Annotated in this window: 13 protein-coding genes and 2 pseudogenes; 1 reads left to right on the forward strand and 14 read right to left on the reverse strand. The window is 63.7% G+C overall.

The genetic code is table 11. The features are described from left to right. The 14 genes and pseudogenes from MTAI_RS01445 to MTAI_RS01500 all read right to left on the reverse strand — a co-directional run. Entirely contained in the window at positions 1-1941 is a 1941-nt protein-coding gene (locus MTAI_RS01445; RefSeq protein WP_027888647.1) for a beta-galactosidase, read from the reverse strand. Positions 1942-2056: 115 nt separating this feature from the next. Further along, positions 2057-2461 (reverse strand): carbohydrate ABC transporter permease, encoded by a 405-nt coding sequence (locus MTAI_RS15160; protein ID WP_245453123.1) that lies wholly within the window; start codon positions 2459-2461, stop codon positions 2057-2059. Further along, positions 2352-3068, reverse strand: a complete 717-nt coding sequence (locus MTAI_RS01450) for an ABC transporter permease family protein (RefSeq protein ID WP_245453124.1) — start codon at positions 3066-3068, stop codon at positions 2352-2354. Before MTAI_RS01450 ends, MTAI_RS15160 begins: the two co-directional genes overlap by 110 nt. After that, positions 3065-3904, reverse strand: coding sequence for a carbohydrate ABC transporter permease (locus MTAI_RS01455; protein WP_027888649.1), 840 nt, complete (start codon positions 3902-3904; stop codon positions 3065-3067). The genes MTAI_RS01450 and MTAI_RS01455 overlap by 4 nt, the downstream gene beginning before the upstream one ends. Positions 3905-4014: 110 nt before the next feature. Beyond that, positions 4015-5307 carry an ABC transporter substrate-binding protein gene (locus MTAI_RS01460; protein WP_027888650.1) on the reverse strand — a complete coding sequence of 431 codons (1293 nt, stop codon included), beginning with the start codon at positions 5305-5307 and terminating at the stop codon, positions 4015-4017. A 170-nt stretch (positions 5308-5477) separates the two neighbouring features. Beyond that, positions 5478-6260 (reverse strand): DeoR/GlpR family DNA-binding transcription regulator, encoded by a 783-nt coding sequence (locus MTAI_RS01465; RefSeq protein ID WP_027888651.1) that lies wholly within the window; start codon positions 6258-6260, stop codon positions 5478-5480. Between the two features lie 42 nt (positions 6261-6302). Then, the gene (locus MTAI_RS01470) at positions 6303-7661 is read right to left on the reverse strand and encodes a sensor histidine kinase (RefSeq protein ID WP_027888652.1); all 1359 of its coding nucleotides are present in this window, start codon (positions 7659-7661) and stop codon (positions 6303-6305) included. 27 nt (positions 7662-7688) lie between these two features. Then, entirely contained in the window at positions 7689-8363 is a 675-nt protein-coding gene (locus tag MTAI_RS01475) for a response regulator transcription factor (protein ID WP_013015050.1), read from the reverse strand. After that, complete coding sequence (locus MTAI_RS01480) at positions 8360-8719, reverse strand: hypothetical protein (RefSeq protein ID WP_013015049.1); 360 nt, start codon at positions 8717-8719, stop codon at positions 8360-8362. Before MTAI_RS01480 ends, MTAI_RS01475 begins: the two co-directional genes overlap by 4 nt. Before the next feature lie 160 nt (positions 8720-8879). Further along, entirely contained in the window at positions 8880-9527 is a 648-nt protein-coding gene (locus MTAI_RS01485; protein ID WP_027888653.1) for a DUF92 domain-containing protein, read from the reverse strand. A gap of 28 nt (positions 9528-9555) precedes the next feature. Next, a pseudogene (locus MTAI_RS01490) lies at positions 9556-10494 on the reverse strand (TGS domain-containing protein); the annotation flags it as partial. Positions 10495-10504: 10 nt separating this feature from the next. Continuing rightward, positions 10505-11062 (reverse strand): DDE transposase family protein, encoded by a 558-nt coding sequence (locus MTAI_RS15165; protein ID WP_245392049.1) that lies wholly within the window; start codon positions 11060-11062, stop codon positions 10505-10507. Beyond that, complete coding sequence (locus MTAI_RS15170; protein WP_245392050.1) at positions 10972-11631, reverse strand: transposase family protein; 660 nt, start codon at positions 11629-11631, stop codon at positions 10972-10974. Before MTAI_RS15170 ends, MTAI_RS15165 begins: the two co-directional genes overlap by 91 nt. 22 nt (positions 11632-11653) lie before the next feature. Continuing rightward, positions 11654-12976 (reverse strand): annotated as a pseudogene (locus MTAI_RS01500) (RelA/SpoT family protein); the annotation flags it as partial. A 170-nt stretch (positions 12977-13146) separates the two neighbouring features. Here MTAI_RS01500 and MTAI_RS01505 point away from each other — a divergent pair. Further along, positions 13147-14484 (forward strand): hypothetical protein, encoded by a 1338-nt coding sequence (locus MTAI_RS01505; protein ID WP_027888655.1) that lies wholly within the window; start codon positions 13147-13149, stop codon positions 14482-14484. Positions 14485-14520 lie beyond the last annotated feature (36 nt).

Raw genomic sequence — 14520 nt, forward strand, 5'->3', positions numbered from 1 at the left:
TCACTCCTCGATCCAGATACTTAGATCATAAGGGGCCACGGTGGGGCCGCCCAAAATGAACCGGGCGCCTGGGGGGGTTGGGGCGGGCTGGGGCTGGTTGGTGTAGTTGAAGGCAAACGCCCAGGGGCCCCGCCGCCGCATGCGCAGGCCCTCGGGCAGGGGTTGGATCGGCAAGCCCAGGCCCTGGGCCACCCCGGCCAGATAGCTTTGCAGAAACTCCCGGCCCGGCCAGAAGGCCAGGTAGTGCCGGTTGTGGTGCTGGTAGATGGCCCCCTTGCCATCGGCAAAGGTGGCCACCGGGGTGAGGCTGGACTCGAGCCACTCCTTCCAGACCCCCACCGGCCAGGGCCGGCCCTGCCAGACAACGGTCTCGCTCAGGCCGGGGCGCCAGCTTTCCACCCGGGTTACCTTGATGGGCAGCAGGGCCTGCAAAGCGCCAGGGGGCAGCTGGGCCGGTATGCCCAGGGCCTCGGTTTTTGAGCCGGTGCGCGGCCCAAACACCACAGCGCCAGGGGCCTCTTGGAAGGCCTGCAGGGCCGCTTCGCGCAGGATGGGCAGGCTGGGCACCACCACCAGCCGGTAAGGGCTCAGGCGGGCCCCCGGTGGCACGATGTCCACATCCAGCCCCAGGCTGCGCAGGGCCTGATAAAAATTCCAGACCAGGTCGCGGTACACAAACCCCTGGCCCTGCGGCTGGATCCGGTAGACCCAGTCGGCCTCGTAGTCGAAGACCAGGGCCACAGGGGCCGGGGCGCTTGGGGGTAGGGGCAGCTGGCCGAGCTCCTGGGCTACCTGCCGGGCCTCGAAAAAGCCCAGGTCGGGCTCGAAATCGGGCCGGTTCAGCCCGGCGTGGAACTGCTCCTGGGCCTGGGGAAACTGCCGCCAGCGGAAGTAGCTCACCACCTCGGCGCCGTGGGCCAGGGCTTCCCAGGTCCACAGCCGCACCATGCCGGGGGCCGGGGAGGGGTTGTGGTGGGCCCAGTTGACCGGCCCCGGCTGCTGCTCCATCACCCACCAGCGCGGCTTGACCCCGCGGTAGAGGTCGTGGTGGAAGGCGGCCATATCGGGGTGGCCGCTGTGGGCGTAGCGGAGCTTTTCCTCTGTTGTGCAGGGCAGCACGTCCATGTCGGTGAAGCCCAGGGGGTAGCTGTCCCAGCCGGCGATGTCGAGATCCTGGGCCAGCTTGAAGTGGTCGAAGTCCGGGGTGTAGCCCATGAAGTTGTGCACGATGAACTTCTCGGGGGCATACTGCCGCAGGATTTCAGTCTGCATGCGATTAAAGGCGGCCACCTGATCCGAGCTAAAGCGGTAAAAATCCAGCCAGTGCGAAGGGTTGGCCTCGGTAACGGTCTGGTTGGGCAGGTCGATCTCACCAAAAGCCCGGTAGGCCATGCTCCAGAACACGTTGCCCCAGGCCTGATTGAGGGCCTCGATGCTGCCGTAGCGGGCCTGTAGCCACAGCCGGAAGGCCCGCAGGTCTTCGGGGCCGTAGCTGCGGGTGGTGTCGTGGCAGCCGTACTCGTTGTCGGTCTGCCAGCCGGCCACATAGGGGTTGGGGCCGTAGCGCTGGGCCAGCAGGGTGACGATGCGGCGGGCCTCCTCGCGGTAAACCCGGCTGCTAAAGCTGTAGTGCCGGCGCGAGCCAAACTTGCGGGGCCGTCCCTGGATGTCGTAGGCCAGGATGTCGGGGTGCTGGTCGATGAGCCACTTGGGTGGGGTGGCGGTGGGGGTGCCCAGCACCACCTTGAGGCCGGCTTGGCCCAGGGTTTCTATGGCCGCATCCAGCCAGTCCCAGGTAAAGCGGCCCGGGTCGGGCTCTATGGCGCTCCAAGCAAACTCGCCAATGCGTACGTAGGTCAGGCCCAGTTCGCGCATGCGCCGGGCATCCTCGGCCCAGCGTTCGCGGGGCCAGTGTTCGGGATAGTAGCAGACGCCTAACATAGCTCAGGGTAAAGTGCGCGGTCGCGCAGAAGGGGGAATGGGCTCGAGGGATCAACCTTCACCGAAGGAATCCCAGCCGCGGGTGGGCTTTGTAGAGTGCGGAACAGGGTGTGTATCAATCCTTCACCCCTCCCGCGGTAATGCCCGCAATAAAGTAGCGCTGCAGGAACAGGAACAGCACCAGGAAGGGCAGGGTGGTCATGACCGCCCCCACCATGATGCCCCCCCACGAGACCCGTGTAAGCCCAATCAGCGAGCCCAGCGCCACCGGGGCGGTCTGCATCTCCCGATCCGAGAGCACCAGCAAAGGCCACAGGTAGTCGTTCCAGGAGGCCAAAAAGAGGATGATGGCCAGGGCGGCCATGGCCGGGAGCACCAGCGGCACGGCTATGCGGAAGAAGATGCGAAACTCACCGGCCCCATCTATACGGGCGGCCTCGAGCAGGCTTGCTGGCAGGCTCAGGAAGTTCTGCCGCATGAAAAACACCCCCAGGCTGTTGGCCAGCGAGGGCAGAATCACCGCCCACCAGGTGTTGGTGAGGCGAAAGTCGAAGGTCATGGCCTCGCGCAGCGCCGGCACCCCCCAGAAAGAGGTAGGCCAGGGCCGCCAGCGCATACCCCACCCACAGCACCCGCCCGAGCGCGGGTGAAAAGCGGAGCCAGGCCAGCAGGGCCGCGATACCACCAAACACCGCCATCCCAATCAAAATTGCCAGCAGGGTTTTGGCCTCGCGGGCTACCAGGATGAACTGGGGGATCACCACCGCAAAGTAGGGGATGGTCAGGGTGGCAATCACCAAGGAGAACAGCAGTCCCTTGCCCCAGAACTCAAAACGCGCGAAGGCGTACCCGGCCAGGCTGGTCAGGAAGATGGAGAGCACCGTGTAGATGCTGGCCACCATCACGCTGTTGAACAAGGTGCGCAGGAAGTTGGTGTCGGACTGCAGGCTTTGCAGGTTGGCGGCAAACTGGTTGCTCGGCAGGATGGGGGTGGGGGTGCTGAAGATGGCGGTCTCGGGGTGGGTCGAGAAGACGAACATTAGCCACAAGGGGGCCAGCCACAAGAGGGCCAGGGGGGTCAGGAACAGGTGCAGCCAGAAGCTGCGCCACCAGAGCCGCCGCTTCATGATTCCCTCCCAAAGAGCCGGAGCTGGATGATGGAGAAGACCAGCGCCAGCAGGGTGATGGCGTAGGCAATGGTGGAGGCGTAGCCGAAGTTGATGTTCTGGAAACCCTGGCGGTAGAGGTAGACCCCCAGGGTGGTGGTGGCGGTGCCGGGGCCGCCGTTGGTAATGAGCCAGGGCTCGGTAAAGAGCTGCAGGGTTCCGATAATGGAGAGCACCAGGCAAAACAGCAACACCGGACGCAGGCTGGGTACGGTAATGCGCCAGAACTGCTGCCAGGGGCTGGCCCCGTCAATCTCGGCGGCCTCGTAGAGGTCCTTGGGGATGCTCTGCAGGCCGGCCAGGATGATGATGGCGTTGTAGCCGGTCCAGCGCCAGGTCAGGGTGATGATGATGACCGCCATGGCCCCCACGGGGTCGAAAATCCAGTTGAGATCGAGGCCCGTGGCCGCATTAACTGCGCCGTTTTGGTTAAAAAGCAGACGGAACACCGCCGAGTAGGCCACCGCCCCCACCACCACGGGCGCAAAGAAAGCGAAGCGAAAAAAGCCCCTGGCCCGCAGCAGTTGCGAGTTCAGCGCAACGGCCAGCGCGGTGGCCAGGGCCAGCATCAGGGGCACCTGGATGACCAGGATCAAAACCGTGTTGCGCAGGGCATCCCAAAAGGCGGCGTCGCCCAGGATGCGCCCCCAGTTGACGCTCAGGTTCCAGACCGGGGGGGAGACCCGGGTGTTCTGGAACGACAAAAGCAGCGACTCGAGGATGGGCCAGGCCCAGAACAAAGCGAAAATCGCCAGGTAGGGCAGCAGAAAAAGGTAGGGGGTCGCGCTACGTTTCACGCGTCCTCCAGGTCAAAAGTCTGGGTATATTGCACCTCACGGGAGGCTCCAAAGCGATTCTACTGTTGTAAAAGCGAGGGGGTGGGGCTGCCCCCACCCCCAAAGTGGTTTTAGCGTGCGATGGGCAGACCGGTGGCCTGCGAGATCTGCTGGGCGGCGGCGTCGAGGGCGGCCTTGGCGCTCGGGAAGCGCCCGGCTACGTAGTCGGCCTGGGTCTTGACCATGATGGCGCGGGCTTCCTGGAAGAACTGGGTGCCACGGGCGGCGGGCACGTTACCCAGGGTGCCCAGGATCACCTGCCAGATGCGCTGGTTGCCCCAGTAGGGCTGAGGCTGGTTTACATAGGGGTCGCGGGTGGCGGCCAGCAGCGAGGGCACCAGGCCGAACTCCTTGAGCATGGTTACCTGGCCCTCGGTGGTGCCCAGGGCATAGCGGACGAAGGCCCAGGCGGCTTCCTTGTTGCGCGAGGAGGCCGGGATGGCCAGGGCCGAACCGCCCAGGTTGGCGGCGCGCACCCCACCGGGGCGGGAGGCGGGCATCGGGTACACGCCCCACTTGCCGCTCTGCTCGGGGGCGTTGGAGCGGATGGTGCCTTCGTACCAGGCCCCGAACATGCTGGTGGCCACGGTGCCGGCCTTGAAGGCCTGAATCTGCTCGTTCCAGCCGCCTTGCATCACGATACCGGCGTCGATCAGCTTTTTGACGGTCTCGAGCGCGGTCACACAGCCGGGCTGGTTCACGGTTACCGCGTTGGCTTCGTTGTTGAAGTAGAAGCAGCCGTTCTGGTTGGCCAGCATGCGGAACCATTCGTCGTCCTGCCCGTTGGCAATCACCCCCACCTTGACGCGGTTGTTGGTGGCCTGGGCTATGCGGCGGCCCGCGGCGATGAAGTCGTCCCAGGTGCGGATGGTGGCTGGATTGACACCGGCCTGGTTGTAGATGTCACGCCGGTAGAACATGACCACCGGGCCGGAGTCCCAGGGCATGGCGAAGACCTTGTTGCCCACGGTGAGCTCGGTCCACTTGAAGGCGGGGAACTGGTTGCGCAGGGTGGAGGCGGCGGGCTGCAGGGTGTTCAGGTCGGTAAAGCAGTTGGGGAAGCGGGCCCAGAACACCTCGGCCTCGTTGTTTTCAACGGAGTAGACATCGGGCAGGTCGCCCCCGCCGGCGGCGCAGCCGGCCAGGCCGCGGTCGTAGGTGGCCTGGTTGCCAAGATCAAGCACCCTGACTTTTACGTTGGGAAAGAGCTTGTTGAAGCCGGGGATGTTGGCCTCCAGGGCCTTGGCCGCAATGTCCCAGCTCCACACGGTGATCTCGCCGCGCAGGTTGGGGTTCCCCTGCATTTGTTGAGCCGAGGCCACCGTGAGGGCCAGGGCCGCTCCCATAACCAGTAGACGTTTCATGTATCCCTCCTTAGATACCAGCCTTTTCGGGGCCACACTTCAAGACAAAACCACATTGGATGGGCAGGAAGTTTTTCCCCGTTAAGGTTCAAGCGGAGTCTAAGGGCGGAGCCCAGGGCTTGTCAATAGTTGTGAACACTTACGAAGGTTTTCGAAAAAGCCCCCCTGCTTTAGGGTTGCCGCGCTACCGCGACCTCGAGCCCCCGCTGCCGCAATAGCTCGATGTCTTCTTTTTTAGCCTTGCGGTCGGTGATGAGCAGGTTGGCTATTTCCAGCGGCCCGATGCGGGCGGCGGCGATCTGCATGATCTTGCTGTGGTCGGCCAGCACGATAATCTCACGGGCCGCCTCGATCATGGCCCGCTTGATCTCGGCCTCCTGCAGGTTGGTGTTGGTGAAGCCTTTGTCGGGGTGTACCCCGTTGCAGCCAATAAAGGCTTTGTCGGCGTTGATCTCGCGCAACAGCAGGGTGCCGTAGGGGTTGACCAGCGAGTGCTGCAAAGGCCGCAGCGTACCACCTGTCACGATGACGGTGAGGCCGGGGTGCGACTCCAGCAGCAAGGCGATGTTAAGGGCGCTGGTAATGACCACCACGTTCTTCAAAGAGGGCGGGAGGGCTTTGGCCAGCTCGGTGGTGGTGCTGCCCACGTCCACAATAATTGTCTCACCGTCGCGCACCAGGCTGGCGGCGTAGCTACCGATGTTTTCTTTTTCCCTGGCGTGCACCTGGCGGGTTTCCTCCAGGGGAAGCTCGAAACGTTTGGTCTCGGCGGGTACAGCACCCCCCCGCGTGCGCCGCAGCGCCCCCTGTTGTTCCAGGTACTCCAGGTCGGTGCGGATGGTGACCGTAGAAACACCGAAGTGCTGGGCCAGCTTGCGTACCTTGACCCGTCCATCCCGGCGGAGCATCTCCAGGATGTCTTGATGTCGGAAGGTGGCCTCGAGGGAAGGCATAGCGAAAGAATACGAAAGTTTGCGAAGGGATGCAAACAAAAACTATTCCTCTTCAGCCAGCAGGGGCAGGAACACGGTAAAACGGGTCTCGCCGGGCCGGCTGGCTACGCGGATCTCGCCCCCATGGGCTTCGGCAATTTGCTTGGCGATGGCCAGCCCCAGCCCGGTGCCCCCCTCGGGGCCGCGGGCAAAGCGGGTAAACAGGCGCGGCAGCACCTCGGGGGCGATGCCCGGCCCCCGATCCACCACGGCAAAGGCCGCCCAGGGCTGCTTGGGGGGCTTCATCTCGGGGGTGGAGGTGGTGCGCAGCTCGTCGGCGGACTCGTAGGGGTCGGGGGGGTTGTCGGTGGGTTCCTTGACCATCCAGACCCGCACCTGCACTTTCTCCGGGCTTCCTGCGGCCCGCACGGCGTTGGCAATCAGGTTGCGGGCCAGTTGCAGCAAGCGGTCGGGGTCGCCTAACACCTCGGGAAACTCGCGGGGCATCTTGAGAACCACGCCCGGATATTCGCCCACCGCCTGCCGCAGCAGGTCGCCTAGGTTGATGATGTGTGGGTTTACGCTTCGTTCGGCCTCACCGCGGGCCAGGGCCAGGAGATCCTGCACCATGCGCACGGTATGGGCTGCAATCTTGCGGGCGCGCTCGAGCATCTCGGTATCGCCGGGGTTGCGGCTGAGGCGCTCGAGGTAGCCATTGAGCGAGGTCAGGGGGGTGCGCAGTTCGTGCGAGACCTCGGCCAGGAAGGCCCGCTCGCGCGCCTGGGCCTCGCGCAGCTCGCCCAAGAGGTCGTTGACCTTTTCCACCATCACCCCCAGGTCGTCCTTGGGGCCGGTGTAGTGGATGGGCTCGAGGTTGTGCGGGCCGCGCTTGTCCACCTCCGAGGCCGCGCGGTGCAGCGGAATGAGTGAGAGGCGGGCCGCCAACACAATCAAAAGAGCCCCCAAGGGCAATAGAAAGGCCATGCCCTGGATCAGGGTGTTGCGCACCGTGCTTGAGATGCTCTCGATGTAGCGGGTGTCCTGGCTGACCACCACCACCGCCCCTGGTATGGCCTGGTAGGCCGCCATAAAGGTAGGGGCGTAGTAGGGCTTGGCGGTGCTGCTGGCGGAACGGATAAAGTGTTTGGGTACGATTTGCTCAAAATCGGGGGTGGGGGCTATCAGGAGTTGCCCGCCTGTGCTGTAAAAGCTCACATTAACCGGGCCGCGGGGTAAGCTAATCTCCCCAGCCCGCCCTGAAGCGTACAGCAAGGCCACCTCGTTGACGTAGCGCAGGAGGGTGCGCTCGACCTGTCCATACAGGCCAAAGTTGATGCTGTAGACAGCGATGCTCAGGGTCAGCAGCAGAATCAGCACCCACAGGATCGTATAGGCCAGGATCAGTCGGGTGCGGAAGGACATAGGGGAATGGGGTGCTGGAGCCCCGGCTCACTCGGCCTCGCGCTGCCGCAGGGCATAGCCCACCCCGCGCACGGTGCGTAGGTAGCCGTAAGCACCGGCCTCGCGCAGCTTGGCGCGCAGGTTGGCAATATGCACATCGACCACGTTGGAGTCACGCTCGAGCTGCCTTCCCCACAGGTGCTCCTCGATCTCCTGACGGCTGAACACCTTGCCGGCACGGCTCACCAAAAGCGACAGCAACTCGAATTCCTTGGGTGAAAGGCGCAACTCCTGGCCTTCGAACAGCACCTGTCGCTTGGCTAGGTGGACTTCTAGGCCCCCTACGCTGATCTGCTCACCCCCCTCGCGGTGGCGGAGCTGCACCTGGATGCGGGCCAACAGCTCGGCGGGGTGGAAGGGTTTGACGATGTAGTCGTCGGCCCCGTCGGAGAGCAGGCTGACCTTGCGCTCCACCGCGTCGGCAGCGGTGAGGACGATGATGGGCACCTCGTAGCCCGCCCGGATGCGGCGGGCTACCTCACCGCCGTCCAGGTCGGGTAGGCCCAGGTCGAGGATGACCAGATCCGGTGTGGCCTCGCGTAAGCGTACCAGGCCCGACATTCCTCCCGAGGCCCAGTCCACGGTGTAACCGGCCTCGCCCAGCTCGAGTTGCAAGAGGTGTGCGATCTCGGGGTCGTCTTCAATTAGCAAAATACGTTTCATCGTACCTCCGGCAAGACACGCCCGTTGGGCAGATTCAGGCGGTATGTGCGGGTTAAAAGCTCGTTAAGGCTCACGCGTTCTCCTTGAATGACTAAGGCGACGTCCCCCCTAGGGGTGGTGATTCCATTGTAGGGCGGGCGATAGCCTCCATCTACCCGGAACAGCACCCGCACCTCTCGGTTGGCAGGGGCGGGCAGCTTGCTTTGTAAAACCAGGTTGCGTTCCTCCACTTGCCAGACCACATACACCGTGAGCAAATCTGGAGACACCACCCGAATCTCGCTGCCTGACGGAATGAAGGGCAGGTTGGGTAGCGGTGCGAGCGCTAATACGAAGGCCAGCAAAAGACTGCGCATCGTCTCACCACTATGCAAGCCTACCCAAATAGACGCATGGGATTCCAGTAAAGGGCATTTTATACGCGCTGAGGGGGTGCTTCATAGGTCTTTGGCGCTACCGCTGGCAATACCCACCGTCATGGTAGTGTAAATGGAAGCCCTAGAAGTTTAGCATTTCTTAAGCCGCGAATGCCCCGGCGAGCCATATAGCAACCAGCCCCCCCAGGGTGGTGGCCAGCAGGTTGGTGAGGTCGTTGCTCCACCAGGGCAGTTGATCTTCGCCCAGCCCCAGCAGGGTATCGGCCAGCGCGCCGGTGATGCCTCCCAGCACCACTGCCCAGATGGGTACCTCGAGCCAGGCCGCCCAGGGGGCGAACAGAAGCGCCCCGCCCAGCAGGGCCAGGGTGCCCGGCCCGCTGATGGCAGCGTTGGTTCCACTCTCCACGGGGCCTTTTAGCAGATGCCAGGCCCGCGGGCTTCGGCCACCCAGTTCAGTCGCCAGGGTATCGGCTGCGGCGGTGGCCAGGGCTGCGAGGAAAAAGGTCGGTGATCCCAGCACCAGGCCCAGGGCAGCTGGAAGCCCATTGGCCAGCACCTGTAAAGCCGTTCGGCCTGCGCGGTCGCGGCTGCGCGAGTTGAGCCGGCTGGCCAGACTGCCCAGGGCCACAAAGAACAGCACGGCCAGGGCCGCGGGGATTCCGCCGGCCCACAAGGGTAAGCCCCCCACCAGCGCGGCCGCCCAGGAAGCCCCCGGCTTGAGCCAGCCTGTGCGCTCGGCCAGCAGCCCGATTCCAAAGGCGATGAACAAGGCCAGGAACAGACTCATCGGGGCTTCCTGGGGTTGCGCGTACGGTTCACAGCACCTGCGACCATCGCACCGAGCGCACGTTGGGCACGCTGCGCAGGCGTTCGTCCAGGGCTTTTTGCTCGCCCTCGCTCAGGTCGATGCGGGTGCTGATGCGAAACAGCGAGGAAAGCGGCGAGGTGGGGCTCGAGTTTACGCCCATGGCGCTTTTGCCCATCCAGGCGATGGCATCCATGATGTCGCGTAGCAAACCAGCCCGGTCGTCGGCCAGCACCTCGAGCTGCATTACCCGGCCCAGCCCTTCCCAGTAGGCCGGCACCACCCGCCCGGAGTCGTGCTCCATCAGCCGGCGCATGTTGGGGCAGCCCGCTTTGTGAATCGTGACCCCCCGGCCCCGGGTGATGTACCCCAGGATGGCATCGCCCTTGGCGGGCTCACAGCAGCTGGCCAGCTTGATGGGTGCGTTGAGGCTGGATTCCAGGCGGATGCCCAGGGTGTTTTTAACCGGTCTGGGCCTGATGGCGGCGGATTCGCTTTTAGGTGCCAGGATGCGGGCAACTTGCTGGGGTGCCACCCGCCCAGTTGCGATGGCGGCGTAGAGGTCTTCTGGCGACGAGCTTTTGATGAGCTTGCGCCCCACCTCCTCGAGCTGGCTTTCCAGCGGCCGGGGCAGGCCCCGCCGCTTGAAGTACTTCTCCAGCATCCGCATGCCTTTTTCCAGGGTCTCGGCCCGCTCAAAAGCCCGGAAATACATGCGAATTTTTTGCTTGGCCGAGCGGGTTTTGGCGTAATCGATCCAGTCTTTGGAGGGGTGGGCGGTTTTGGCGGTGAGAATCTCCACGATCTCACCGTTTTGCAGTTCGTAGCTAAGGGGTACGATGCGCCCGTTGACCTTAGCCCCCACCATGTGGTGGCCCACCTCGGTGTGGATGTGGTAGGCAAAGTCTACCGGGCTCGAGCCCTTGGGCAGGTTGATGATTTTGCCCTTCAGGCTTTTATCACAACCCTCGGATTAGCTTCAGTAGAGCCTTAGGATTAGCCGAGAACTTTCTAACCGAGCGCAACACCGGCCACTTTTTGAGATGCAAGAGGCTCAGGATTACATCCCGTAAGTACATCAGCCCCACCGCCCCCTTGCGGCTGCGGCAGGCATCTTCTCCCAACACCGTGTCTCGTTTATGGTGTAAGCGGTTCTCCACCTCCCAGTGTCCCCGCCACAGGGTATACAGCTGCTTGGCCGATGCTTGCAGGCTGGTCAGCGCATAGGCACTCTCCTCCCGCAGCTCCCCGGTATTTTTGCGCACCACCCTCCGCCGCATCCGCAAGGCCATCTGCGAGCCCCGCCAACCGCTGACCGCCTCCGGCAGGGGCAGCACCTCTAGGTGCCATGTCCAGACCTCTCCACCCCGAACCTGGTGCTGAATATGCTGGTCTGTAGCCTGGTAGCTGGCAAAAGCCCACTGGATCAGCTCCTTGAGCTCCGCCTGGTTCTCTTTGACGCTGAGCAGATACCCCCCTTTTGCGCCACCACCGCTGCCGCCACCTCCTGGGTGCACAAGGCCGCATCCCCCGTCAGCACCCAGTCCACCCCCAGCCCCTCCATGCGTACCACCCATCCCTGCGCCGCCGCTGCCTCACCGGCAACAACCCCCTGGCTGCCCAGGGAGAGCCCCAGCCCCTGAACCAACGCCGACAAAAAGACCAGCGCCTCTTCCCCTCGCCGGATGCGCCGGGTGCCCCGCAGGTGTTTACCGTCCACGGCTACGCGCAAAGGTTCATCGCCCTCCTTGCCCAAGGCCTTGAGTACCTCCTGAGCCCAGGATAGTAGGGCCTTTTGCAAGGGTTCTAAGTGCTCGCTCAAAAACCAAAAGAAGCGGTAGAGGGTGGCTTGCGCAGGTAGTTTGCGTTCACCCCGGCGGGTACGGATATGCACCTCGTTCAGCAAGAAGCGTCGCTGGTCTTTCACCCACTGGCTGATGGCCAGGATGTTGTGCCGTCCCGAACCCACCGCCATCAAGCAGATGAGCAACAGGTCTTGCCAGCGATGTTGGGTTTTCAGGTACTCGCGGGGATCGGGTATCTGGGCTAGATATGGCAACGGACTGGGAATGGAGACAGCTTTCATATGTGATTATGATAAAACCCTGTTTGCCCTTGGGGGTGAAGACAAAAACCCGATCCCCTAGCAGCTCTTTGGTCACGGCCTCGACAAAATCGCGCGAGCTGCTGTACTCCTGCTGCCAGTCCTGGATGCTTTTGAGCCAGCCCACCCGCCGCCGGAGTTCTTCGGGGTCGGTTACACCTTCCTTGTACAGCCAGTGGGCGGCCACGCCAAACTCGGCGACCCGGTGCATCTCCCGGGTACGAATCTGCACCTCCAGCGGCAGCCCGTTCACCGCGATAACGGTGGTGTGCAGCGACTGGTAGCCGTTGGGCTTGGGCACCGCGATGTAGTCCTTGACCCGGCCCGGAATGGGCTGCCACAGGGCGTGCACCAGGCCCAGCACGTGATAGCAGACCTGCTTCTCACGCAGGCTGGTTTCCTCAGGATCCTGCCCCTGGCGCGGATCCAGAATCACCCGCAGGGCCAGCAGGTCGTAGATTTGCTCGATGGTTTTGCCTTCCCGCTCCATCTTTTTCCAGATGGAGAACAGGTGTTTGGTACGGCCGGTGACCTCGAATTTTTTGATGGACTGCTTGAGGATGAAGTCGCGGGCCAGGGCCTGTTCGAGCTTTTCCCTGGCGGCCTGCACCGCGGCTTCCCGCTCGGCCCGGTGGCTTTTGAGACGGCGCTCGAGGGCCTGGTAACTTTCGGGGTCGAGGTAGCGGAAGGAGAGGTCTTCGAGCTCGAGCTTGACCTGCCCAATCCCCAGCCGGTGGGCCAGCGGGGCGTAAATCTCCAGGGTTTCGCGGGCGATGCGCTGCTGTTTGTGGGGGGGCATGAACTCCAGGGTGCGCAGGTTGTGCAGCCGGTCGGCCAGCTTGACGATGATGATCCGCACGTCCTCGGCCATGGCGATGAACATCTGGCGCAGATCCTCGGCGTGCTTTTCCTCAGCGTGCTTGTCTTCCTGGGCGGCGTGGGCCAGCTTGTAGAGTTTGGAAACCTTGGTCTCACCCTCCACAATCTTGCGCACCGCAGCTCCGAAGCGCTCCTCGATTTCCTCCGGCCGTACCTGGGTGTCCTCGATGGTGTCGTGCAGGAGCCCGGCCAGCAAGGTCTCGACATCCATACCCAGCTCGGCCAGGATTTGCGCGACTGCCACGGGGTGGACAATGTAGGGGTCGCCGCTCTTGCGCTGCTGGCCTTCGTGGGCACGGTAGGCGAACTCGAGGGCCTCCCGCACCTGGGCCTTGGACGCATCGTTCAGGTAGTGAAGGTGGGGCTCGAGCTGCTGCCACAAGGCCTCAACTGCAGAATGCGCTGTGGGCGATGGGGGCGCCGCGGTAGGCTGGGTAGGCTCGGTCATATTGAGGTTTCAAGGTTCCGGGTCTGCGCAGGTCAGCCCTTATATGGACACGCCTCTCAGTCTAGCACCTTGCCAACAACTAGCCAATTTCGCCCTGGACGCTGCATGGGTGTGGATGGGGCCTGGTGTGTTATACGCCAATTTTTTGAAGGACAGGATACACTGGTCGCATGCTGCGGCTAGATCTGGCAAACGTACTATTCGAACGCATTGGCCCAAAGGGCATCGACTGGCCTTCGGCCCTGGCGGCCCATGCCCGGCGCTTAGAAGCGGCCCGCGATGCGCTCTGGCAGCGCAAGTCCAACCCTGCCGAGTTCCTGGGCTGGATTGACGTACCCGAGGACACCGAGACCCTGCGGCGGGTGTTGCGCTTCCGCGAGGCCCAGGCCTGGGTCGAAGATCTGGTGGTGCTGGGCATTGGGGGCTCGGCCCTGGGGGCCCAGGCGGTGGCCGCGGCCCTGGGTAAAGGCCCGGTGCGCCTGCATTTTGTGGATAATGTCGAGCCTGAACCCATCCTTGAGCTGCTGCGAAAGCTCGAGCCTTCCAAAACCCTGGTCAACGTCATCTCCAAGTCGGGCTCCACCGCCGAGACCATGGCGGCTTTTCTGGCCTTCCGCAGGTGGTTGGAGGATCGCCTGGGGCCGGAATGGAAGCGGCATGTTGTGGTTACCACCGACCCCGTCAAAGGCATCCTGCGTCCCTACGCCCAGGCCGAAGGGCTCCCGGCCTTCGAGGTGCCGCCTGCGGTGGGGGGGCGTTTTAGCGTGACCTGCCCGGTGGGCACCCTGCCGCTGGCGTTTGCCGGGGTAGACCTGGACAACCTGCTGGCCGGGGCCCGCAAGTCCAACGAACAGGCCGGGGCGGCCCTCGAGCACAACCTGCCAGCCCAGACCGCGCTGCTGCACCACCTGTTTAGCCAGAAAGGCCATCACATCGTGGTGTTCATGCCCTACTCCACCCGCCTGCGCTACCTGCCGGACTGGTTTGTGCAACTGCACGACGAGTCGCTGGGCAAGATGCACGACCGGGCGGGCCAGGAGGTGCGCACCGGCACCACCGCGGTACGGGCCATTGGCACCACCGACCAGCACGCCCAGGTGCAGCTTTTCCGGGAGGGGCCGTACGACAAGCTCATCAATTTTGTGCGCCTGCTAAGCCCCAGCGAGGATCTGGAAATCCCAGCGGTGCGGGGGCTCGAGGCCCTCGACTACCTCTTTGGCAAAAGCTTCTTCGAGCTGCTGGACGCCGAGGCCAAAGCCACCGCCCACGCCCTGGCCAAGGCCGGCCAGCCCAACTACACCCTCACCCTGGACAAACTCGATGCCTACCACCTGGGCTGGCTGCTGCAACACCTGATGTGGCAGACCGCCTTCCTGGGCGAGCTGTGGAACATCAACGCCTTCGACCAGCCGGGGGTGGAGCTGGGTAAGGAGTACACCTACGCCCTGATGGGGCGCCGGGGCTGGGAGGTGCTGGCCCAGGAGTTGCGTGCTGAAGGGGTGGAATAACAGCACCCAACCAGCTCATACCGGATTCAAAAAGAT

This window comes from Meiothermus taiwanensis WR-220, assembly GCF_003568585.1.
Classification (GTDB): Bacteria; Deinococcota; Deinococci; order Deinococcales; family Thermaceae; genus Meiothermus; species Meiothermus taiwanensis.